The organism is Lentzea sp. NPDC006480, assembly GCF_040611995.1.
Classification (GTDB): Bacteria; Actinomycetota; Actinomycetes; order Mycobacteriales; family Pseudonocardiaceae; genus Lentzea.
Map to the genome: position 1 here is coordinate 77427 of NZ_JBEXPJ010000012.1, position 22469 is coordinate 99895.

A 22469-nucleotide genomic window follows, 5' to 3' on the forward strand; every position below is an offset into this window, starting at 1 on the left:
GTCCATTTTTGAAGACGTTGTGAGCCCTCTCACTGCCAGCTCCGCCGCCCTGGACCGAGCAGTTCTTGGAGGACTGATGAAGCGGTTCCTCGTCGGCGCAGTCGCTGCCGCGTGCACGGCGATGCTTCTGCCCGTGCAGGCTCAAGCTGCCGTGAACCCCATCCTCGCCGCGCCCTACCTCTACCAGTGGGGCAGCGTCCCCAGCGCGACGAGCGTGATGCAGCAGACGGGCATCAAGTCGTTCACCCTCGCCTTCATCCTCAGCGACGGCGGCTGCAACCCGAAGTGGGACGGCACCCGTTCGCTGACCGGAAGCGACAAGACCCTGATCAACAACATCCGCGCGGCCGGCGGTGAAGCGGTCCCGTCGATCGGCGGCTGGTCCGGCAACAAGCTCGGCCAGAAGTGCTCTTCGGCAAGCGCACTCGCGGGCGCCTACCAGAAGGTCATCGACGCCTACGGACTCAAGGCGATCGACATCGACATCGAGGCGCAGGAGTTCGAGAACAACACGGTCCAGGACCGCGTGCTCGGCGCGTTGAAGATCATCAAGCAGAACAACTCGGGCGTGAAGGTCGTCATCACCATGCCGACCGAGGCCACCGGCCCGAACACCTGGGGCAAGCGCCTGGTCACCCGCGCCAAGGAGCTCGGCGCGCCGATCGACACGTTCGCGGTCATGCCGTTCGACTTCGGCTCCGGCGGCGACATGGCCGCCAAGACGAAGAGCGCGGTCGACGGCCTGAAGAACCACATCAAGGCCACGTACGGGCTCTCCGACGACGCGGCGTACCGGCGCAGCGGTCTGTCCTCGATGAACGGCAAGACCGACACCGGCGAGACCGTCACTCCGGCGAACTTCAAGTCCATCATCAGCTGGGCGAACTCGAAGCACCTGTCCCGCGTGTCCTTCTGGGCGGTCAACCGGGACAAGGGCAACTGCGGCGCCATGAGCGACTCGTGCAGCGGCATCAACCAGGGCACCTACGAGTTCACCAAGGCACTCGCGGGCTTCACCGGGTAGCAGACTCCTCCGGTGGCCGGACGTGACCCCGACCCCGTCCGGTCACCGGGGTTCCAGAACTTCCGCATCCCGCGGCGAATGTGAGGCAGGCGCTCCAGAGCGCCTGCCTCACCGCTTTTCCAGCGTCTTCAGGAACTCCGCCGGCGTCCCGGGCGCCCCGAAGTGATCGCCCGTCGCGAAGTCCGCACCCGCCGCGAGCCACCAGGAAGCCTGTTCGGCGCTGCGGATCCCGTCCACCGCCACGGTCACGCCCGACCCGCTCAGCAACGGCATCAGCGCTGTCACGTAAGGAGACCGGCGCTCGACCAGGCTGCGCGCCACCCGCACCGACTTCACCGGCAGGTCCGACACCGCGGCCGGGTCGAGCGGACCGAGCCCGAAGTCGTCGAGCCCCAGGTGGACACCCATGTCCGCGAGCGTGCCCAGGTTGTCGGCCGCGTCGGTCACCAGCAGCACCGACGCCGGCATGCTGACCGCCAGCTGTTCGGCCGTCAGCCCGGTCTCCTCCAGCACGCCGACCACGCGCGACACCAGGTCGGCGTCGGTCGACTGGTGCGCGGTGAGCCGCACGACCAGCGACCGGTCGAACTGCCCGCGCTGCCGCCACCACGCCGACTGCCCGCCGCCGATCCGCAACAGCCACTCGCCGAGCGGCAGGATCAGCCCGGTCGACTCGGCCAGCTCCGCGCACTCGTCGTGGTCCAGCACCTCGGCATCCGGTCTGTCCCAGTGCAACGCCGCCTCGACACCGGCGACCTCGCCGTCGGCCAGCCGCACGATCGGCCGGTACCGCACGGTGATCTCGCCGTTCTCCCACGCGGCCGGCATCGCCACCGCCACCGCGTGGTCACGGCGGTCGAGCGCGTCCTGCGCGGGGTGGAAGACCTCCCACTGGCCGCGCCTGCGCACCTTGGCCCTGCGCAGCGCCGTGTCCGCGGCCCGCAGCACGTCCACCGGCTCGGCCTCCACCGACGGCCGGTGCACCACGCCCGCGCTCACCGACACCGCCAGCCCGTGACCGTCCACATAGGTCGGTTCGAGCAGCAGGTCGTCGTTGATGCTCTTCATGATCTCGCCGATGGACGGCGTGGTCGCCGTGTTCTCCACCAGCACCCCGAACTCGTCGCCGTCGAACTTGGCGATCATCGCCTGCTCCGGCGCCAGCACCACCCGCAGCCGCTGGGCGACGTGCTGCAGCAACCGCTCGGCGACCCGCCCGCCGACGCTGTTGCTCACCATGCCGAACGCGTCCAGGTCGAGGTGGAAGATCGTCACCCCGAACTCCGGATCTGCCTTGCGCAGCACCGTTTCCAGGTGGGTGGTGAAGAACTGCCGGTTCGGCAGCCCCGTCAGCACGTCGTGCAGCGACTGCCGCTTGAGCTCGCTCTGCAGCAGCTCCAGCTCGGTGCCGTCCTCGACCACCACGACGAAGTGGATGGGCTCGTCGTCCGCACCGCGCAGCAACGACATGGCGAGCGACAACCGCGCCGCCTCACCGTCCTTGCGCAGCATCCGTTGCGACTGCCTGACCCGCTGCGCGGTGCCGCTGATCAGGTCGGCCATCGCGTCACTCAGCATCTCGGTGAAACCGGGCGCGATGAGGTCGAGCAGCGGGACCCCGACGAGCTCGTCCTGGGTGTGCTCGAGGATGTCGCCGACCGCCGCGTTCGTCCTGAGCAGCCGTCCGTCGAGGTCGACGATCAGCACGCCGTTGGTGGACGACGTGACGACCTCGTTGAAGCGGGCCTCGCTCTCCTTGAGGTTCCAGTTGGCGTCGCGCACGGCCTTGAGCAACGACCTCTGGAGGCTTTCCTGCTGCGTGAGGACGGACTCGGTGTGAGCCGCGGTGAAGCCGGACCCGAGTGCGCCGATCGCGAGCGCGATCCGTTGCGCGTACTTGCCGGCCTGCCCGAACTCCGGCAGCGCGAAGAGCCCCTTGCCGAGCACCTCCGTCGTGCGCCGCAGCCCGATCGCCCCCAGATACCCCAGCTCCACGAGACCCGCGCCGATCCGCTCGGCCGGATCACTGGTGAACGGCTCCTCGTGCAGCATCGCGCAGAGTTCGTCGAGCCGGGAGCTCAGCGCCTCGCCGAGACCGTCCAGGCTCATCGGGATCGCCACTGCGCTCTGCAGCAGATATGCCCATTTCCGGGCAAGCAACTTCCGCGCCTGGACCAGGTCCTCGGGCGCGGGCGTCACGTCTGGTATTCGACTCGGCTCGGGCATTCGGGGCTGCCTCGCAATGGGCTCAGATGACTCGGCATCTTACCCACGGTCCGTCGGTCTCTTTTCGACCGACCGTGTGAATGAGCATCACTCCATCGAGATTCTCTATGGCTTGCGTGCGACCCCTGCGTAAGCGAGCCTGTTGATAGCCGGATCGCTGGAGATGTCGCCCGGTCCGGAAGTCCGCCACTCGGCGAATCTGACGAGACCCGGCTCGACCAGCTCGAAATCACCGAAGAACGCCGCGATGTCGTCCCGGCTGCGTTCGACGACCTGGTCCCCGCCCGCCCTGTTGATCCCCGCGGCCGCGTTCTTGGCACCCTCGTAGTCGTGGTCGTCGGCGAAGTGCGTGATCGCCAGGTAGCTGCCGCTGGGCAACGCCTCGCGGAAGTGCTTGAGCAGTCCCCACGGGTCGGCCTCGGTCGGCACCCAGTGCAGCATCAGCAGCATCAGCATGCCGATGGGCTGGTCGAAGTCCAGCAGGCGTGCCTCCGGGCTGTTCAGGATGCTGTCCGGGTCCCGCAGGTCGGCCTGCAGCACGCGGACCCTGTCGTTGCCCGCGAGGATGAGCTCGCTGTGCGCGACGGCCACCGGATCGCGGTCGACGTAGACGATCCGGCACTCCGGAGCTTCCTCCTGCGCGACCTCGTGCACGTTGGCCACGGTGGGAATGCCGGAACCGATGTCCAGGAACTGGCGCACACCCTGCTCGATCATGAACCGCACCGCGCGGCCGAGGAACGCCCGGTTCACCCTGGCGGCACTGCGCGCGTGCGGCATCGCGGTCAGCATCCTGTCCGCCGCCAGCCGGTCCACCGCGAAGTTGTGCGCACCCCCGAGCATGTAGTCGTACAGCCTCGCCGCACTCGGCACCGAGACGTCGACGCTCTGTGGAACCCAGTTCTGCTCGTCAGCCACGGTGACCACCTCTTCAGGTTGCGGACGCACCAGCTTAGGCAGGCACGAAGTGCGCGCGGTTAGTCCACAGGTGTGAACGCACGCCACCCGATCGGGCACTGTCACTCTGGGCCGAACGACTCCTAAGGTTGGCCGTCTCTTTCCACGTCGCGAGGAGCGATGATGTCTGTCCCGGTGGCACCCGGCAGGCTGCCATTTCTCGGGCACACTCTGCCATTGCTGCGGAAAAGATTCGAGTTCACTGCGAATTTACGAGGTCAGGGTGATCTGGTCGAAATCTACCTCGGCCCGATGCGAACGTTGTTCGTCACCAGCCCGCAGCTGATGCACCAGGTGTTGGTCACCGATGCGCCCAAGTTCCACAAAGGACGAATGTTCGACAAGTTCCGCCCGTTCATGGGCAACGGGCTGGTGATGTCGAACGGCCCGTTCCACCTGCGCCAGCGCCGGATGATGCAGCCGGCGTTCCACCGCGACCGGATCGCGGGCTACGCGAACACCATGGTCCGCGCGACCCAGGAGCTGGTGGACGGCTGGCGGCCGGGTGAGGTGCGCCGGATCGAGGAGGACATGCAGAGCCTCGCCGTCACCATCGTCGGCAAGGCCCTGTTCTCCACCGAGATCGGCGACCGCGCGGTCGACGAGGCCCGCCGGTCGATCTTCGTGATCATCAAGAACGGCATCGTCCGCTCGCTCTCGCCGGGGTTCGTCGAGAAGCTGCCGATCCCGGCCAACCGCGAGTTCGACGCCGCGATCGCCCGGATGCGCGCGATCGTGCAGGAGGTCATCGCGAGCTGGCGGGCGGACGGCACCGACCAGGGCGACCTGCTGTCGATGCTGATGCTGGCCAGGGACGAGGCCGGCGAGCCGATGACCGACCAGCAGGTCTTCGACGAGGTCATCACGCTGCTGTCGGCCGGCATCGAGACCACCGCGCTGGCACTGGCGTGGATCTTCCACGAGATCGCCGCCGGCCCCGAGGTCGAGCAGCGGGTGCTGACCGAGCTCGACGAGGTGCTGGCCGGGCGGCCCGTGACGATCGACGACGTGCCGAAGCTGCCCTACGTCGGCCAGGTCGCCAACGAGGTCCTGCGCAAGTACCCGCTCTGGCTCCTCATGCGCCGCGTCGCCGAAGAGGTGGACCTGGGCGGTGTCCGCCTGGCGCCCGGCACCGAACTGATCATCAGCCCGCACGCGATGCACCACAACCCCGAGCACTTCCCCGATCCCGAGCGCTTCGACCCGGATCGCTGGACCCCCGAACGCGCCCGGCAGCTGCCCAAGGGCGCGTTCGTCCCGTTCGGCGGCGGTATCCACCAGTGCATCGGGAACCACTTCGCGCTGACCGAGATCGTCATCGCGGTGGCGACGGTCTTCTCCCGCTACCGGCTGGTGCCCGACCGGCCCGTGCGCACCAAGTTCACCAACGCCGTCTACCCCCTCGGCCTGTTCATGAAGGCCGTTCCCCGCTAGTTGGAGGTTGTTCCCTCATGCGTCTCCGTCGGCTCTGTGCCGTCGCAGTGCTCGCATTGCTCGGTACCGCGCCCCTCCCGGCGAACGCGGCCGAAATCAGCTGTCAGGACGTCTACACGCCGGTGAGCTTCGGCCTCACCCAGCAGACCGTGTACGGCAGGCTCTGCGTGCCTCAGGGCGCGACATCGGTCCAGGTCCTCGTTCCCGGTGCCACGTACACCAGCGCGTACTGGGACATCCCGGTCCAGCCCGACGTCCGCTCCGTCCGGCTGGCGATGAACCACGCCGGCATCGCCACCATGGCGGTGGACCGGGTCGGCACCGGCCGGAGCAGCAAACCGCTCAGCCTGCTGGTCACCGTCCCGAGCCAGGCCGAGGCGGTGCACCAAGTGGTGCAACGGATGCGCGGACAGTTCCAGAAGGTGTTCATGGGCGGCCACTCGCTCGGCTCCGTGGTCGCGATCGTCGAGGCGGCGACGTACCACGACGTCGACGGGGTGCTGATCACCGGCATGACCAACCAGTGGGACTACGTCAAGGCGTTGCCCACGATCATCAGTTCGATCCCGGTCACGCTCGACCCGCAGTTGGCCCGGCTCGGCCTGGACCCCGGCTACCTGACGACGACGCCTGGATCCCGTTACGCCAGCTTCCACAAGCCGGGCGCGCTGAACCCCGCCGTGGTGGACTACGACGAGTCCACAAAGGACGTTTTCGCGACCGCCGAGCTGGTGACGACACCACTGATGGTGAACCTCGTGATTCCGGCCAGCCGCAACATCACCGCTCCGGTCATGAGCATCCAGACGACGTCGGACTACTTCTGCGGCACCCCGCCGCTCGGCTCCGACTGCTCGTCGTCCGAGGCGCTGGCCGCGTCGGAGAGGCCGTTCTACTCACACGCGCCGCGAGTGGACGCGCTCGTCCTCACCGGCTACGGCCACTGCTTCAACTTCGCGCCCGACTCGGACCGCTACCACGAGGCAGTGGTCGCCTGGCAGCGCAGCCTTTAGGGGTGTGGCTCGGAACGGTGCCGGGGAGAATTCGCGGTCAGACGGGTGCATCGTGGTGCCCTGCTGAGCCTGGATCACCTCGCCAACGTTCCGAGAAGCGCCACTAGTTCAGCTTCTTCAGCAGATCGCCTGCTGCCTCAGGTGATCCGTAGAGGGCGCCGATCGCGAGGTCGGCGCCCGCTGCCGTCCACCACCGCGCCTGTTCCTCGGTCTCGATGCCGTCCACGCAGAGGTTCACGCCCAGGTCGTGCACGGCCGGGATCAACGCCGCGGAACGAAGATCCTGCCGCCGCACCAGATCCTTCGGCACCAGCACCGACACGACCGGCAGCTCCGTGAGCCACGCCAGGTCCCGCGGCCCGAGCCCGAAGTCGTCGAGCGCGATCCGGATTCCCTGGTCCGCCAACGTGGCCAGGTTCTCCGCCGCGTCCGCCACGTCCAGCACGCACACCGGCATGGCCAGCGTCAGCTTCTCGTGCGGCATGCCGGTTTCCTCGATCACCTTCGACACGCGCGAGACCAGGTCCGCGTCGGTCGACTGGTGCCGGGTGAGCCGGACGCCGAACTGGGTGTCGATCTCGCCGCGCTGCCGCCACCACTGCGCCTGGCCGGCCGCGATCCTGATCAGCCACTCGCCCATCGGCAGGATGAGCCCGGTCTCGTCGGCGAGGTCGGCGCAGCGATCCGTGAGATCCCAGTGCAGCACGGCTTCCACGCCCGCCAGCCCACCGGTCGCGAGCACGCGAACCGGTTGGTAGCACACGCCGATGTCGCCCTGCTCCCACGCTCCCGGCATCACCACGGCGAGTGCCGCGTCCCGGCGGAACGTGGTGTCCTGGTCGTGGTGGAACAACTCCCACTGGCCGCGCTGGTCCTTCTTGGCCTTGCGCAGCGCCAGGTCCGCCATGCGCAACAGCTCGGTGGGGTCGACGTCAGGGGCCGGCCGGTGGACCACACCCGCGCTCACCGAGATCGCGAGCCCGTGGTCGTCCAGGTAGATCGGGTCGGCCAGGTCGGCGTTGATCGCGGCCATCCTCGTCGCGACGTCCGGCGTGAAAGCCGTGTTCTCCACGACGATGCCGAACTCGTCGCCGTCGAACCGCGCGACCATCGCCTGCTCGCGCGACAGCAACGCGCGCAGCCTGCGTGCCACGTGCTGCAGCAGCTTCTCGCCCACGCGGCCGCCGAGGCTGTTGCACACCAGGCCGAACGCGTCCAGGTCGAGGTGGAAGATCGTGACGCCGAACTCGGGATCGGCCCTGCGCAGCACGGTTTCCAGGTGAGTGGTGAAGAACTGGCGGTTCGGGAGGCCGGTGAGCACGTCGTGCAGCGACTGCCGGCGCAGTTCTCCTTGCAACAAAGCAAGTTCTGTGTCGTCGTCGGCGATCACCAGGACATGACTGGCCTTGCCCTCGTCGTCGCGCAGCAGTGACGCCGTCAGCGTGACCTTGGCGAACTCGCCGTCCCCGCGCACGAGCTGCATCGGTTCCCGCTCGAACTCACCGCGTTCGGCGAGCACGCGTTCCATCATCTCGCGGAACACCACGATGGACGTCGGCGCGATCAGCTCGACGAGCCTGCTCCCCGGCTCCGGGCGGTGGTTGAGGATGACGCCGATCGCGTCGTTGCCCCAGGCCAGCCGTCCGTCGAGGCCGACGATCAGCACGCCGTTGGTCGACGAGGACGCGAAGCCCTCGAACTTGGCCTCGCTCTGCCGCTGATCTCGTTGCGCGTCATGGGCGGCCTTGAGCAACGAACGCTGCATGCTCTCCTGCTGGTCCAGGATCGAACGGGCGCGCGCGGCGGTGAAACCACAAGTCAGCGCACCGATTCCGCCCACCACGCGGACCGTGTGCTGGTCCGACGCGCGGAACTCCGGAAGCGCCAGCAGGCCTTTGCCGAGCACGTCGACGGTCCGCCTGAGGCCGGGCTCGTTGACGTAGCCGAGAGCGACGAGTCGCCCGCCCGTCTCCTCGAACGGAGCAGGGTCGAACGGCTCGTTGTGCAGCGCCGCACACAACGCGTCGAGCTGGGCGCTCAGTTCGGCGTCCAGCTCGTCTCTGCTCAACGCGACGACAACGACGCTGCTGAGCAGGTAGCTCCACTTGCGCGACAAGGCTTCTCGCGCCCGGACGGCGGCGGTGTCCGTAGGTGGAGCGGCATCGGGTCTTCGGCTTGGTTTCGTCATTCCCGTTGCCCTGTATGGGTTGAAGAGTGTCCGGCAGTCTACCTACCGGGAGTCGGCGTCCACTGAGCCGACGGAGTGAACCTCCGACACTACAGGGTGGTTTCAGCCCTTACGACCCACCCCGGCATACAAGAACATGTTCATGGACGTCTCGTCCGCGATGTCACCAGGCCCGTCCGGCCGCCACTCACCACAGCCGACCAGCCCGGGCTCGACCAGTTCGAACCCGTCGAACAACGCGCTGACCTGCGCGTGCGTCCGCATGTGCATCTGGTCCGCGCTCTTGCTGCGGTTCACCACGGCGGCGGCCTGGTCGACGGTGTCGTCGATCTGATCCTTCGCCACGTGCGTCATCACGACGAAGCTCCCGGCCGGCAACGCGTCACGGTACGTGGCGACGAGCTTCTGCGGATCATCCTCGTCCGATACCCAGTGCAGCATGAGCAGCATCAACAGGCCGACCGGTTCTTCCAGGCGCAGCAGGCGTTTCACCTCCGGACTCGCCAGCACGGCCTCGGGGTCGCGCATGTCGGCCTGCACGACCGCGGCATTTTCGTTGTCAGCCAACAACAACTCACTGTGCGCAACCGCCACCGGGTCCTTGTCGACGTAAACGACTCGCGCGGCCGGGTCGCGTTCCTGCGCGACCTCGTGCACGTTCGCGACCGTCGGGATGCCTGAGCCGATGTCGAGGAACTGCCGAATCCCCTGGTCCATCAGGAAGTTCACCGCGCGGCCGAGGAACCGCCGGTTGAGCCGGGCGACGCTGGGCAGTCCGGGCACCAGCTTCTCGATCTGGGACCCGACCTGCCGGTCAGCGGCGAAGTTGTGGGCGCCGCCGAGGATGTAGTCGTAGACGCGGGCCATGCTGGGCACGTTCGTGTCGATGCCGAGCGGCACCCAGTTCTGGGTCTCTGCCACGGTGAACACCTCTTCGGTCTCGTGGCTCTGCTGAGGATGACGCACGAGCTTAGTCACCCGTGCGGACAATGCGCTGAACCATCAGAGTGACCCGGAACCACCCGATCAGGCACTGTCGTCCTCCCCCAAACGGCTCCTAGTGTGGTCCGTCCCCATTCGGCCCAACTCCCAGGAGTCTGGATGCCCGTCCCGGTGGCGCCACGCCGCTGGCCGTTACTCGGGCACACCCCGGCGATGCTCACCCAGCGCGCCAAGTTCACCGACGCGCTGCACGAGCACGGCGACGTGGTGCGCCTGGACCTCGGCCCGTTGCACGCCTACTTCGTGACGTCTCCCGCCCTGACGCACGAAGTCCTTGTCTCCCAAGGCTCGAAGTTCCGCAAGGGCGCGATGTTCGACAAGTTCCAGCCCTATCTCGGCACGGGCCTGCTGCTGTCGAACGGCGAGTTCCACCTGCGACAGCGCCGCCTGATGCAGCCGGCGTTCCATCGGGAACGGATCGAATCCTATGCCTCGACAATGGCTCGTGCTGCTTCTTCGCTGGCTGCGCGCTGGCAACCAGGCGAGACCCGCACCATCGAGAACGACATGCAGGAGCTCGCGGTCACCATCGTCGGCGAGACCCTCTTCTCGACGGAGATCGGCCACCGCGCCGTCGAAGAGGTCCGCCGGTCCATCTTCACCGTCATCCAGCAGGGCATGATCCGCGCCCTCTCCCCGTCCTTCGTCGAGAAGCTCCCGCTCCCGGGCAACCGCGAGTTCGACGCCGCGATCGCCCGCATGAAAGCCGTTGTGCTGCAAGTGATCGAAGCCTGGCGCGCCGACTCGACCGACCACGGCGACGTCCTCTCCATGCTCCTCCTGGCAGGCATGACCGACGAGCAGACCTACGACGAAGTCCTGACCCTCCTCACCGCGGGCATAGAAACCACCGCGATAGCCCTGGCCTGGGCCTTGTACGAGGTGGGCGGCAACCCGGAGATCGAACACCGCCTGCACACCGAGCTCGACCAGGTCCTCGGCTCTCGCCCGGTGACCTACGCCGACGTCGACGACCTCGTCTACACAGGACAGATCGTCCAGGAGACCTTGCGCCACTACCCGATCTGGTTCGTGATGCGCCGCACCTTGACCGAAGTCCAACTAGGCGAAGCAACGCTCCCCCAAGGCGCCGAGGTGATCATCAGCCCCCACGCCCTGCACCACGACGAGCGCTACTTCCCGTCCCCCCAGCGCTTCCAGCCCGACCGCTGGACTCCGTCTTTTCTTTCTTCGCTACCCCGTGGCGCTTTCGTCCCGTTCGGCGGCGGCAACCGCCAATGCCTGGGCAACACCTTCGCCCACACCGAAATCGTCATAACCCTCGCCACCATCGCACAACAGTGGCGCCTCACCCCCACCCGCCCAGCACGCGTGAAGTTCACGTCCGCCCCGTACCCCACCGGCCTCCTCATGAAGGCCGTCCCCCGCAACTAGTCCGGAAGGTCCCCCATGCGCCTGCGCAGCCTGTGCGCCGCGGCCCTGCTTCTCCTGTTCTCCGCCCCAGCACACGCAAACGCCGCCACATCCACGTGCCAAGACGTCAGCTACCAGGTCCGCATAGGCCTGACCCCACTGGTGACCTCCCTGGAAACCATGGCCGCCAGGCTTTGCGTGCCGGCAGGCGCCACCACGATCCAAGTCCTGATCCCGGGCGGCACCTACGACCGCACCTACTGGGACGTGGGCTTCGACCCCGACGCCCACTCCTTCACCCGCGCCCAGAACGCCGCCGGCTTCGCCACCCTCGCCCTGGACCGCCTGGGCACCGGCAAGAGCTCCAAACCCCTGAGCGCCCTGGTAACCGCCTCAACCCAAGCCAGCGCGGTCCACCAGGTCATCCAAACCCTGAAGCCCAGGTTCTCCAAGGTCATCGTCGCGGGCCACTCGATCGGCTCCGCCATGGCCATGATCGAGGCAGGCACCTGGCACGACGTCGACGGCGTCCTGGTCACCGGCTTCACGCACAAGATGAACTACATAACCGTCGTCCCGGTCCTGGCCAACATGGTCCCGGCGGGCCTGGACCTCGGCTACCTCACCACCATGCCCGACACCCGCTACAACTCGTTCCACAAACCAGGTCCCCTGGTCCCCGGCGCCATCGCGTTCGACGAGTCCACCAAGGACGTCTTCGCCGCAACCGAGGCAGTCGACACCATCCTCCTGAACACCGTCATCATCCCGATCTCTCGCAACATCAACGTCCCGGTGATGATCGCCCTCGGCAACGACTTCCACTTCTGCGGCTCCGGCGTCCCCCTGATGGGCAGCGACTGCTCCTCCCCTGCCGCCCTGAAGGCCGACGAAGGCCAGTTCTTCCCCTCCGCCCCCTCCCTGAACACCTTCATCCTCGACGGCTACGGCCACTCCATCAACTACGCCCCGAACGCCCCCGGCTACCTCTCCGCAGTGGCCACGTGGTCGAGGTCGATCTGACTAAACTCGGCGCATGGACGAAGAGATCCACGAGCGAGTCCGCGACTTCATCAAGGCCATCCCACGCGGACGAGTCGCCACCTACGGCGACATCGCTGATCTCGCCAAGGCCCCCTCGCCAAGGCTGGTCGGCCGCATCCTGAACGAGGACGGCCACGACCTGCCCTGGCAACGCGTCCTCAGGGCCGACGGCACCTGCGCCCCACACCTCCGGGACACCCAGCTACAACTCCTCCACGAGGAGGGCGTCCCGAACCTGGACGGCAAAATCAACCTGCGCGAATACCGCTGGGAAGACGCCCGCAAGCAGGAAACAGAGCCCCCAGGCCTCTGGTAATGCCGATGCCGCAGGGGAGGCGACGCCGAGGCCGCTCTTCACGGGCACCGACGCGCCCCGCCGACAGGCGGCCTCAAGCCGTCTGCAACAACAAAGCCCGAGCCTCGTAGTACTTGCGCAACAACACATCGACCACGAGAGGGTGCGCTCCAACAGGTTCGGAGACCAAGTCCGCACCACACCGAGCCAGCGCCCCGTGGAATGTCCCTGGTGCCAAGAGCCACGAAGCAACGGCAACCCGCCGCCCCGGTACCCGAGCCCGCACCTCATCAACAACCTCGGGTACACGGGGCGTCGCCGTGGCCACATACCCCACAGCGGAGGCGCCGAGAAGTTCCGCCGCACGCCGCACAGAGGCCAACGCCCGAGCATCAGACGAGCCAGCAGCGGCAAGCACCAGCGCATCCCCACGCCGGAACCCGGCCTCGCGCAACCGCTCCCGAACCACAGGCACGGCATCCAGCCCGAGCGGCGACGTCAAGACCACATCGGGCCGGCCCCCGATCTGCTCCGGAATGTCGACCCGCACGTGGTACCCAGCAGCCAAGAACACCGGCACCACGATGCAAGGCCCATCCACCACAGACCGAACGTCAGGCTGCCTCACGTCTGCATAAGCAACCTCGACAGGAACATCCATCCGCAACCGAACCAAGTCCGCGATCTCCTCGCAAACCAGTCCACCCCGCGGATCCCGAGTCCCGTGAAACGCCAACACCAGCTTCATGCAGGCTCCATCGCAAGTCGATACCCGCGCTTGACCACGGTGCACACCATGGCCGGCGCCCCCAAAGCCGTCCGCAACCGCCCAATAGCGGTCTCCACGGCATGCTCCTCCCCACCAGAAGGCAGCGCCGCCAACAAGTCCTGCCGAGAAACCACCCGCCCCCGAGCAGCCACAAGAGTCCGCAACACAGCCATGGGCGCAGGAGCAACGGGCCGCAACTCCCCATCCACCACCACAGCCTGAGCCCGCATCTCCAAATCAAAAGACGCAATCCGCAACCGCGTGGCCCGAGCCGGCAACTCGACCGCCAACTCCCGCACCATCGACCCGATCCGAGACCGGGCAGGCTGCACCACAGGAATCCCCGCAGCCACCAACGGCCCGGCAGTGATAGCCCCAACTCCGACCACAAGAACATCCCGCCGCAAAGCAGCCACCAGATCGGCATACCGCGACGAAGCCGTCCGCAACACCGAAGACGCAGCCGGCGCACTCGTGAACGTCAACGCATCCACCTGCCCGGCCAGCACCGCGTCGATCAACCGGTCCAACGGCCCGATATCAGCCGGCGGCTCCCACCGGTAAACCGGAATCTCGACGACCTCAGCTCCGGCCGCCCGCAGCGTGTTCACGAAGTCCGGCAACGGCTCCCCGTGCAGCTGCACCGCGACCCGCTTACCGGTCACCCCCATCCGCAGCAGGTACTGCAACAACTCGGCGTTCGACTCGGACGACGGCGACCACGCCTCGACCAGCCCGGCCGCCCGCACCGCGCCTTTCGCCTTCGGCCCCCGCGGCAACACCACGGCACCTTCAAGCGCGCGGTGCAGGCGGCTGGCCAGCCCCCACCCCTCGGCAGCCTCGAACCACCCGCGAAACCCGATCGCGGTGGTGGCGACAACGACGTCGACCGGGGACGACACGAGCTCCAACGTCGCACTGTGCAACGTCGCATCGTCAGGCAACGGCACAATTCGCAGAGCTGGCCCGTGCAGCACGGACGCACCCTTGCGTTCCAGCATGGCGATGAGCTCGTCGGCGCGACGGGCCGCCGTGACGCCGATGGTGAAGCCCGCCAGCGGCTCGGTCATGTCAGCTCCACGACGCCGTCACGCACACGCACCTGGTGCACCGCAACGGAAACCGCGGGCTCGTCCAGGCACTTGCCGGTCGCCAGCTCGAACGCCTGCTTGTAGACCGGTGACACCACGACGGGAACGCCACCTCGGTCACCGACGATGCCGCGCGACAGCACCGCGGCCCCGCTGAACGGATCGATGTTGTCCAACGCGTGCAGGGTCCCGTCAGCGGTCAGGAACACCGCCACCTGCGAGCCGTCGGGCAGCAACGCGGCCACACCCTGCTCCGGGCGCAACACCTCAAAGTCACAGACGACGGTCACCTGACGACCTCCGGAATCCCGAGCTGGACAGGAACGCGCTGACCACGCTCAGCGCGGAACGAGATCGTCGGATCCGGCGTGCCCGGCGCGTTCACGAACGACGTGAACCGAGCCAGCTTCTCCGGGTCCTCAAGCACTCCACGCCACTCGTCGGCGTAGTCGGAGACGTGCGACGCCATCGCCGCTTCCAGCTCCGCGCAAATACCGAGCTTGTCGTCCACCACGACCTCACGCAGGTGGTCGAGCCCGCCGTCGAGCCCTTCCAGCCACACGGAAGTGCGCTGCAACCGGTCAGCCGTGCGGATGTAGAACATCAGGAACCGGTCGATGATCCGGATCAGCTCCTCCGTGTCCACATCGGACACGAGCAGATCGGCGTGGCGAGGCGTGAAGCCACCGTTGCCACCGACGTAGAGGTTCCAGCCGTTCTCGGTCGCGATGACGCCGAAGTCCTTGCTCCGCGCCTCAGCACACTCACGCGCACACCCGGAGACCGCGGACTTGAGCTTGTGCGGCGAGCGCAGACCCCGGTATCGCAGCTCCAGCTCGATCGCGAGACCCACCGAGTCCTGGACGCCGTAACGGCACCAAGTCGTCCCGACGCAGGACTTCACCGTGCGCAACGCCTTGCCGTACGCGTGGCCCGACTCGAAGCCGGCGTCGACCAGACGACGCCAGATCTCCGGCAGCTGGTCGACGGTCGCGCCGAACAGGTCGATGCGCTGACCGCCGGTGATCTTGGTGTAGAGACCGTAGTCGCGGGCCACCTCACCGATCACGATCAGCTTCTCCGGCGTGATCTCACCACCGGGAATCCGCGGCACGACCGAGTACGTGCCGTTGCGCTGCAGGTTGGCCAGGAACTTGTCGTTGGTGTCCTGCAACGAGACCTGCGCCTCGCCGAGGATGTGCCCGTTGCCGAGTGACGCCAGGATCGAGGCCACCGCGGGCTTGCAGATGTCGCAGCCACGCCCGGTGCCGTGCTTCTCGATCAACGACGTGAACGTGGTGATGCGGGTCGCCCGGATGATCTCGAACAGCTCGGCCCGCGAGTAGGTGAAGTGCTCGCACAGCGCCTTGGACTGCTCGACGCCGCAGTCGGTCAGCAGCTTCTTCAGCATCGGCACGCACGAACCACAGCCCGTACCGGCCTTCGTACATGCCTTCAACTCGGCGATGTCGCAGGCAACACCGGAGTGGATCGCGTCGGTGATGGTCTGCTTGGTCACCGCGTGACACGAGCAGACCTGAGCATCCGCAGGCATCTCGACGTCGACAGACCCACCCGGCTGCAGCAGCCCAGCCGGAACTTCCTTGCCCACCAACGGCCTCAGCGACAAGTACGAAGACGCGTCGCCAACGAGCACGCCACCCAACAGCGTCTTGGCGTCGTCGGACACCACGAGCTTGCTGTAGGTGCCGGCGACCGCGTTGTTCACCACGACTTCCAGCGCGCCCTCGGTCTGCGCGTGCGCGTCACCGAACGACGCCACGTCCACACCGAGCAGCTTCAGCTTCGTCGACACGTCCGCACCGGGGAACACCTTCGAGCCACCGGAGATCTGGTCAGCGACCACCTCGGCCATCGCGTAACCAGGAGCCACCAGCCCGTAGGCCACGCCTTCGACAGCAGCGCACTCACCGATGGCGAACACGTGAGGATCAGCGGTCCGGCAGGCGGCGTCGACCAGGTAACCACCGCGCGGCCCCAGCTCCAGCCCCAGCTCCAGGTCGGTGCGCGGCCGGATACCGGCGCTGAACACCACGACGTCGAGGTCCAGCTCGAGCCCGTTGGCCAGCTTGGCGATCAACCGCGCGCCATCACGTTCGATGGAAGAAGCCGACGTCCCGGTGTGCACGGTCAGGTCGAGCTTCTCGACCAGCCGCTTCAGCAGGCCGGCACCACCGTCGTCGACCTGGATGGGCATCAGCCGCGGCGCCAGCTCCACGACGTGCGGCGAGACTCCCATGCCGCGCAACGCGTTGGCCGCCTCCAGCCCGAGCAGACCGCCGCCGAGCACCATGCCGGAGCGCCGTCCGGGCCGGTCGGCGGCCTCCACGGTCGCCCGGATGTCGTCCAGGTCGTCGATCGTCCGGTACACGTGGCAGCCCGGCAGGTCCCGGCCGGGCACGGGCGGCACGAACGGCACCGAACCGGTGGCCAGCACCAGCGCGTCGTACTGCACCTCGACACCGGATGCGCCGACCACCACACGACGTTCCCGGTCGACCGAAACGGCCTTCTCGCCGAGCCGGAGCTCACAGCCGGTCAACGGTGTGAGCTCCAGGTCGGCAGAGCTCCACGTGTCCACATAGGACGACAGCGCCACCCGGTCATAGGCGGGGTGCGGTTCCTCGCCGAACACCACGATTCGCCAGGACGAGTCGCGAAGGATCTCAACGAGCCGGTGGCCGACCATGCCGTTGCCGATCACGACCAGAGTCTGAGTCATCGGGCGTACCTCCTTCTGCCCGTATGCTCACCGGGCAGCGTGTCATCCCAAGGTCCGCGATATTTCGCGGGTGTTAAAGGAAACTCTCTCCGCTGCTCAGCGCGGTGTGCGTCACACGCCCGCGTAGGCCAGCGAAGGACGCGCCACGAACACGTTGCGCCGCAGGTAGAACCACCACGTCGTGACGAGGCAGAGCCCGTAGAAGACGAGGATCGCGGTCAGCGCGGGCGTCAGCGTCTTCGATCCTTCGAGGGAGAACTTGAAGACGAGGTTCACCAGCACACCACCGGCCGCACCGATCGCACCCGCGATGCCGACCACCGCGGCGGCCTGGCGCTTGGCGGACTTGTCGCAGTCCGACTGCGTCTTGAAGATCGCCGGGATCATCCGGTACGTGGACCCGTTGCCGACGCCCGCCAGGATGAACAGCGCGATGAACGAGGCGAAGAACAGCTCGAAGCTCTTCATCTCCACGCTGGCCATGACCCCGATCGTGCCTGCCCCGAGCCCGATGAACGTCCAGAGCGTCACCTTCGCGCCGCCGACCCGGTCGGCCAGCCAACCACCGAACGGACGCGCCACCGAGCCGATCAGCGCACCGAGGAACGCGAGCGCCACCCAGCCCTTGTAGTCCACGAAACTGATCTTGATCAGCGACGGGAACGCGAACGAGTACCCGATGAACGAGCCGAACGTGCCGATGTACAGGAACGACATCACCCACGTGTGCCGGTTCGCGAGCGCCAGCTTGTACGACGTGCCGTCCGGCTTGGCCTGGGTGAGGCTGTCCATGAAGAACCACGCGCAGGCGGTGGCGATCACGATGAACGGCATCCAGATCAGCGCCGCGTAGGCGAGGTGGATCCCGGTGCCGACGGTGATGACGATCGGCACGATCAGCTGGGTGATCGCGACACCGAGGTTGCCGCCGGCGGCGTTCATGCCGAGCGCCAGGCCCTTCTTGCCCTCCGGGTAGAAGAACGAGATGTTCGCCATGGACGACGAGAAGTTGCCGCCGCCCAAGCCCATCGCGGCCGACGTGACCAGGAAGAACCAGTACGGCGTGCCCGGCGTGGACACCGCGTAGGCGAGCATCGCGCAGGGGATCAGCAGCAGCCCGGCGCTGATCGTCGTCCACAAGCGACCACCGAACCGCGGCACGGCGAACGTGTACGGCACCCGCAGCGCGGCGCCGACCAGGTTCGGCACGATCAGCAGCCAGAACTGCTGGCCGACGCTGAAGGTGAAGCCCACCGAGCCGAGGCTCACCACGACGATGCTCATCAGCACCCACACGCTGAACCCGAGGTTCTCCGCGAGGATGGAGAACGCGAGGTTCTTGCGGGCGATCCGCTTGCCGGTGGACTCCCAGAACTCGGGCTTCTCCGGCTCCCAGTGGTCGATCCAGCTCATGAGTTCCTCCGCGGGGTCGGCGATTGCCGGGAAACCTAAGAAGTGCGCATTAACAGGGGGTTCTGGCCGATGACGGCGGAGGCAACTCCCGCGCACATCACGCCGAGGCGGGCTGTGAGGCTCCGAGCCAGTCGAGCAACCCGCACACCGCGTCCTTGCAGCCACCACAGCCCGTGGTCGCCCGGGTCGCTTCTGCCAGCTGCGGCAACGACTGCGCTCCCGCGCGCCAGGCCGACACGATCTGTCCCTTGGAAACGGTGTTGCAGCGGCAGATCACCGCGCTGGACGGCAGATCGGCCGGGCTGGCCGCCTCCGCGGGCAGAGCACGTCCGAGCAACAACGCCAACCGGTCGGTGGGAGCGGGGATTCCGCGGTCGTAGAGCTGCGTGATCGTCGCGGCCGCATCGGGTGCGCCCAGTACGATCGCGCCTGTCACCCGGTCGTCGCGCAGCACCAGCTTCGCGTACCGCCCGCGCGAAGGTTCCTGGAAGCACAGGACTTCCGAGTCCGGGCAGTTCACATCGGTGTGCACATCACCCAACGCGGCCAGGTCGACATCGCGTGCCTTCAACCGGGTGACAACAGACGTGCCGCGGTACCGGGACGCCGGGTTGGCGCCGGTCAGGCGGTCGGCGAGCACAGCGGCCTGGTCCCACGCGGGTTGGACGAGGCCGGAGACCGTGCCGGGGTGCTGCGCGCAGTCGCCGATCGCGTGGATGCGCGGGTCGCTGGTGCGCAACGCGTCGTCCACGACGATGCCCCGGTCGACGGTGAGCCCCGCCTTGACCGCCAACGAGGTCTCAGCGCGCACACCAGCGGAAACAACCACGAGCTCAGCAGGAACGTGCGTGCCGTCGTCGAGGATCAGACCGTCGCCGGGGAGGTACTTGGCCGCCGTGGAGTTGAGGCGGAACTCGATGCCGAGCTGCCCCAGCGTGCGGGCGAGAACGCCACCGGCGCCGGGATCCAGCTGGCGTTCCATGAGGTGGCCGACCGGGTGGACGACCGTGACGAGACACCCGCGTCCGGCCAGGCCGCGCGCGGCCTCGATGCCCAGCAACCCGCCGCCCAGGACCGCCACGGGAGCGCCCTTGTGCGCCTTGGCTTCGATCTCGGCGCAGTCGTCGAGCGTCCGGAACGCCACCACACCGGGAGCGAGCTTGCCGTCTTCGAGCAGGCCTTCGGCAGGGGGAACCCAGGGGGTGCTGCCGGTCGCGAGGACCAAGGCGTCATAGGGAATTCCGTCGACCGCGCGGTTCTGACGGTCGACTTCCTGTATTTCCTGGCCGAGTCGCAGGTCGATGTTGTGGTCCGCGGCCCAGTTCTCGTCGTGCAGCCGAGTCGACTGCGGCGTCATAGCGCCCGCCACCACCGTCGACAACAGCACCCGGTTGTACGCCGCGTGCGGCTCCGAACCGATGACGGTGATGGAGATGTTCTGGTCACGGCGGCGCAGCTCGTCCGCCAACCGAGCGCCTGCCATGCCGTAACCGACGATCACGACTCGCCTCATGTTGCCCGCTCCAATCGCACCGCGCAGACCTTGAACTCGGGCATCCGGCTCGTGGGATCGAGCACGGGGTTGGTGAGCAGGTTCGCCCGCCCGTCACCGGGGAAGTGGAACGGCAGGAACACCGCGTCGGCACGCATGCTCGGCACGCACCGCACCACAGCCGTCACCGTCCCGCGCCTGGACACGACGTGCGCGGGCTCGCCGGACGAGAGCCCCGCACGTGACGCCGTGTCGGGGTGCACTTCCACGTACATCTCGGGAACTGCCTTCATGAGCTCGCCGATCAGCCGGGTTTGCGCACCCGACTGGTAGTGCTGCAGGACGCGCCCCGTGGTGGCCTGCAACGGGAACTCCTCGTCGGGCGGCTCGGCCGGGCCGCGGTGGTCGACCGGGATGAACCGCGCCAGGCCGTCCGCGTGCGCGAACCGGTCGAGGAAGAGCCTTGGCGTGCCGGGATGTTCGACGGACGGCACGGGCCAGTGCAGCTGCTCGGAGTCGAGCCGTTCGTAGGTGACGCCGGAGTAGTCGGCCAGACCACCGGCAGACGCCTTCCGCAGCTCCTCGAAGATCTCCTTCGGCTCGGTCAGGAACTTCTCCGCACAGCCGAGGCGCGCGGCCAGCCCGTGGATGAGGTGCAGGTCGCTGCGCACGTTCGCAGGCGGGTCGAGTGCCTTGCGGCGCCTGATGATCCGGCCTTCGAGGTTGGTCATCGTGCCGTCTTCCTCGGCCCACTGCGTCACCGGGAACACGACGTCGGCCATCGCGGCGGTCTCGGACATCACGAAGTCCGCCACCACCAACAGGTCCAGCGCTCGGAGACGATCAGCGACACCGGACGCGCGCGGCGCCGACACCACCGGGTTGCTGCCGAACACCAGCATCGCCTTGAGGTCGTCGGCGTTCAGCAGCTCGTACGCACTGCGCCCGACGCCGGGCAACCAGTCGACGCCCCAGACCTCCATGATGTGCTTGCGCGCCACGGGATCGTCGAGCTTGCGGTAGCCGGGCAGCTGGTCGGCCTTCTGCCCGTGCTCACGCCCGCCCTGACCGTTGCCCTGCCCGGTCAGGCACCCGTAACCCGAACCAGAGCGGCCAGGCAAACCCAGTGCCAGCGCCAGGTTGATCCACGCCGAGACGTTGTCGGTGCCGGACGCGTGCTGTTCGGTACCGCGGCCGGTCAGGATGTACGACCGCCCGGCCAGCATGTGCACCGCGGCACGTTGATCAGCGGCGGAGACCCCGGTGACGCGTTCGGTGTGCTCCGGCCACCACTGCGCCGCGACTCGCCACGCGTCGTCGAAACCCGAGGTGCGCGAGGAGACGTACTCCTTGTCGATCACGCCCTCGATCACGGCCGTGTGCAGCAACCCCAGCGCCAACGCCAGATCCGTGCCCGGCGCGGGCTGCAGGTGCAGCGTCGCGCGCTCGGCCGTCGGCGTTCGGCGCGGGTCGATGACGATCAGCCGCGCGCCCTCCAGGTGCCGCAGGAACGGCGGCATGGTCTCGGCGGGGTTCGAGCCGGCCAGCAACACCGTGTCCGCGGAACGCAGGTCCGTCAACGGAAACGGCAGCCCGCGATCCAGCCCGAACGCCTTGTTGCCCGCCGCGGCGGCCGACGACATGCAGAACCGGCCGTTGTAGTCGATCTGCGAGGTCTTCAGGGCGACCCGCGCGAACTTGCCGAGCAGGTACGCCTTCTCGTTGGTCAGGCCGCCGCCACCGAACACGGCGACCTCGTCGGGTTCGTAGGACCGGATGCGGGAAACGACGAAGTCCATCGCCTCGTCCCACGAGGCGGGCTCGCCGTGCAGCAGAGGAGTCGTCAACCGGCCTGGATGGCGCAGCAACTCCCCCGCCGTCCAGCCCTTCTGGCACAGCCCACCGGGGCCAGGTGTCACCTGGCCGTCGATGACGCTCATGGAGCACTGCAGCGCGCAGTAGGGGCAATGGGTCACGCCGCTGACGCTAAGAAGCGCGCGTTAACCAAATGCTCCGCAATGTTTCCAACGTGGAAAGTTGTCAGCTCAGAGCAGTGCGGTCACCTGGTGAGCAGCTCGTTCCAAGCCCGCAAAGGACTGTGGCGTTGACAACGGGTGCAGCGCGTGCACGGCCAGCCGGAACAGGGTCGCGCGCACGAGCACCTGCGTCCACTCCGGGAGATGGCTCCACCGCTTGAACAGGCCGGGGTCCGAGCCGCCCCACGCGACGGCGTCCACCGCGATCACCGCGGCGGCCCACTCGGCGGGGCGCCAGTACGCGGCGAAGTCGATGACGGCGGGCGGGGCGTTGCCGCAGGGCGTCGACGACTTCTACGCGTACTGCATAACGAACCGAGATCCCAACCTGGTCGATTGGTCGTGTCACGCGGTGATGGGCCGCGGCA

Annotated in this window: 17 protein-coding genes and 1 pseudogene; 6 read left to right on the forward strand and 12 right to left on the reverse strand. The window is 67.6% G+C overall.

Translation table 11 applies throughout. From position 1 onward, the window contains the following. Nucleotides 1-76 precede the first annotated feature (76 nt). Nucleotides 77-1024: a chitinase gene (locus tag ABZX92_RS07660; RefSeq protein ID WP_355555138.1), complete on the forward strand. Its 948-nt coding sequence runs from the start codon at nt 77-79 to the stop codon at nt 1022-1024. Between the two features lie 108 nt (nt 1025-1132). Here ABZX92_RS07660 and ABZX92_RS07665 read toward each other — a convergent pair whose 3' ends face one another. Continuing rightward, a complete protein-coding gene (locus ABZX92_RS07665; protein WP_355555140.1) occupies nt 1133-3223 on the reverse strand; it encodes an EAL domain-containing protein in 2091 nt (696 codons plus the stop codon). 132 nt (nt 3224-3355) lie between these two features. After that, on the reverse strand, nt 3356-4168 hold the full coding sequence (locus ABZX92_RS07670; RefSeq protein ID WP_355555142.1) for an SAM-dependent methyltransferase: 813 nt from the start codon (nt 4166-4168) through the stop codon (nt 3356-3358). Nucleotides 4169-4330: 162 nt separating this feature from the next. Here ABZX92_RS07670 and ABZX92_RS07675 point away from each other — a divergent pair, with 162 nt between their 5' ends. Together ABZX92_RS07675 and ABZX92_RS07680 are read left to right on the forward strand one after the other, a co-directional pair. After that, a complete protein-coding gene (locus tag ABZX92_RS07675; protein WP_355555144.1) occupies nt 4331-5641 on the forward strand; it encodes a cytochrome P450 in 1311 nt (436 codons plus the stop codon). Nucleotides 5642-5658: 17 nt separating this feature from the next. Then, a complete protein-coding gene (locus tag ABZX92_RS07680) occupies nt 5659-6654 on the forward strand; it encodes an alpha/beta fold hydrolase (RefSeq protein ID WP_355555146.1) in 996 nt (331 codons plus the stop codon). 103 nt (nt 6655-6757) lie between these two features. On the opposite strand, the gene ABZX92_RS07685 is transcribed toward ABZX92_RS07680, so the two are convergent. Together ABZX92_RS07685 and ABZX92_RS07690 are read right to left on the reverse strand one after the other, a co-directional pair. Beyond that, a complete protein-coding gene (locus ABZX92_RS07685; RefSeq protein WP_355555148.1) occupies nt 6758-8770 on the reverse strand; it encodes an EAL domain-containing protein in 2013 nt (670 codons plus the stop codon). Between the two features lie 174 nt (nt 8771-8944). Next, entirely contained in the window at nt 8945-9763 is an 819-nt protein-coding gene (locus ABZX92_RS07690; RefSeq protein ID WP_355555149.1) for an SAM-dependent methyltransferase, read from the reverse strand. A 180-nt stretch (nt 9764-9943) separates the two neighbouring features. On the opposite strand from ABZX92_RS07690, the gene ABZX92_RS07695 reads away from it, so the two are divergent. From ABZX92_RS07695 to ABZX92_RS07705, 3 genes are all read left to right on the forward strand, one after another. Then, a complete protein-coding gene (locus ABZX92_RS07695; protein ID WP_355555151.1) occupies nt 9944-11239 on the forward strand; it encodes a cytochrome P450 in 1296 nt (431 codons plus the stop codon). A 159-nt stretch (nt 11240-11398) separates the two neighbouring features. Continuing rightward, nucleotides 11399-12241 (forward strand): alpha/beta hydrolase, encoded by an 843-nt coding sequence (locus tag ABZX92_RS07700; RefSeq protein ID WP_355555153.1) that lies wholly within the window; start codon nt 11399-11401, stop codon nt 12239-12241. 13 nt (nt 12242-12254) lie between these two features. Further along, nucleotides 12255-12578 carry an MGMT family protein gene (locus tag ABZX92_RS07705; RefSeq protein WP_355555157.1) on the forward strand — a complete coding sequence of 108 codons (324 nt, stop codon included), beginning with the start codon at nt 12255-12257 and terminating at the stop codon, nt 12576-12578. A 73-nt stretch (nt 12579-12651) separates the two neighbouring features. Here the strand turns inward: ABZX92_RS07705 and ABZX92_RS07710 are convergent, their stop codons facing one another. From ABZX92_RS07710 to ABZX92_RS07745, 8 genes and pseudogenes are all read right to left on the reverse strand, one after another. Continuing rightward, nucleotides 12652-13305 (reverse strand): sirohydrochlorin chelatase, encoded by a 654-nt coding sequence (locus ABZX92_RS07710; RefSeq protein WP_355555158.1) that lies wholly within the window; start codon nt 13303-13305, stop codon nt 12652-12654. Next, a complete protein-coding gene (locus ABZX92_RS07715) occupies nt 13302-14396 on the reverse strand; it encodes a uroporphyrinogen-III synthase (protein WP_355555160.1) in 1095 nt (364 codons plus the stop codon). Before ABZX92_RS07715 ends, ABZX92_RS07710 begins: the two co-directional genes overlap by 4 nt. Continuing rightward, nucleotides 14393-14707, reverse strand: coding sequence for a nitrite reductase small subunit NirD (gene nirD / locus ABZX92_RS07720; protein ID WP_355555162.1), 315 nt, complete (start codon nt 14705-14707; stop codon nt 14393-14395). Before nirD ends, ABZX92_RS07715 begins: the two co-directional genes overlap by 4 nt. After that, complete coding sequence (nirB, locus tag ABZX92_RS07725; protein ID WP_355555164.1) at nt 14704-17160, reverse strand: nitrite reductase large subunit NirB; 2457 nt, start codon at nt 17158-17160, stop codon at nt 14704-14706. Before nirB ends, nirD begins: the two co-directional genes overlap by 4 nt. 111 nt (nt 17161-17271) lie before the next feature. After that, nucleotides 17272-18573, reverse strand: coding sequence for a nitrate/nitrite transporter (locus tag ABZX92_RS07730; protein ID WP_355555166.1), 1302 nt, complete (start codon nt 18571-18573; stop codon nt 17272-17274). 97 nt (nt 18574-18670) lie between these two features. Next, on the reverse strand, nt 18671-20086 hold the full coding sequence (locus tag ABZX92_RS07735) for an FAD-dependent oxidoreductase (protein ID WP_355555168.1): 1416 nt from the start codon (nt 20084-20086) through the stop codon (nt 18671-18673). Next, nucleotides 20083-22005 carry a molybdopterin oxidoreductase family protein gene (locus ABZX92_RS07740; protein ID WP_355555174.1) on the reverse strand — a complete coding sequence of 641 codons (1923 nt, stop codon included), beginning with the start codon at nt 22003-22005 and terminating at the stop codon, nt 20083-20085. Before ABZX92_RS07740 ends, ABZX92_RS07735 begins: the two co-directional genes overlap by 4 nt. A 105-nt stretch (nt 22006-22110) precedes the next feature. Continuing rightward, nucleotides 22111-22377: pseudogene (locus ABZX92_RS07745) on the reverse strand (TIGR02569 family protein); the annotation flags it as partial. Nucleotides 22378-22469 lie beyond the last annotated feature (92 nt).

Bases quoted from the DNA above. Each gene is read 5' to 3' on its own strand.
- ABZX92_RS07680 (WP_355555146.1), top strand. From the start codon at position 5,659: ATGCGTCTCCGTCGGCTCTGTGCCGTCGCAGTGCTCGCATTGCTCGGT.
- ABZX92_RS07715 (WP_355555160.1), bottom strand. From the start codon at position 14,396: ATGACCGAGCCGCTGGCGGGCTTCACCATCGGCGTCACGGCGGCCCGT.
- ABZX92_RS07700 (WP_355555153.1), top strand. From the start codon at position 11,399: ATGGCCGCCAGGCTTTGCGTGCCGGCAGGCGCCACCACGATCCAAGTC.
- ABZX92_RS07740 (WP_355555174.1), bottom strand. From the start codon at position 22,005: ATGAGCGTCATCGACGGCCAGGTGACACCTGGCCCCGGTGGGCTGTGC.
- ABZX92_RS07710 (WP_355555158.1), bottom strand. From the start codon at position 13,305: ATGAAGCTGGTGTTGGCGTTTCACGGGACTCGGGATCCGCGGGGTGGA.
- ABZX92_RS07705 (WP_355555157.1), top strand. From the start codon at position 12,255: ATGGACGAAGAGATCCACGAGCGAGTCCGCGACTTCATCAAGGCCATC.
- ABZX92_RS07730 (WP_355555166.1), bottom strand. From the start codon at position 18,573: ATGAGCTGGATCGACCACTGGGAGCCGGAGAAGCCCGAGTTCTGGGAG.
- ABZX92_RS07695 (WP_355555151.1), top strand. From the start codon at position 9,944: ATGCCCGTCCCGGTGGCGCCACGCCGCTGGCCGTTACTCGGGCACACC.
- nirB (WP_355555164.1), bottom strand. From the start codon at position 17,160: ATGACTCAGACTCTGGTCGTGATCGGCAACGGCATGGTCGGCCACCGG.
- ABZX92_RS07735 (WP_355555168.1), bottom strand. From the start codon at position 20,086: ATGAGGCGAGTCGTGATCGTCGGTTACGGCATGGCAGGCGCTCGGTTG.
- ABZX92_RS07660 (WP_355555138.1), top strand. From the start codon at position 77: ATGAAGCGGTTCCTCGTCGGCGCAGTCGCTGCCGCGTGCACGGCGATG.
- ABZX92_RS07675 (WP_355555144.1), top strand. From the start codon at position 4,331: ATGTCTGTCCCGGTGGCACCCGGCAGGCTGCCATTTCTCGGGCACACT.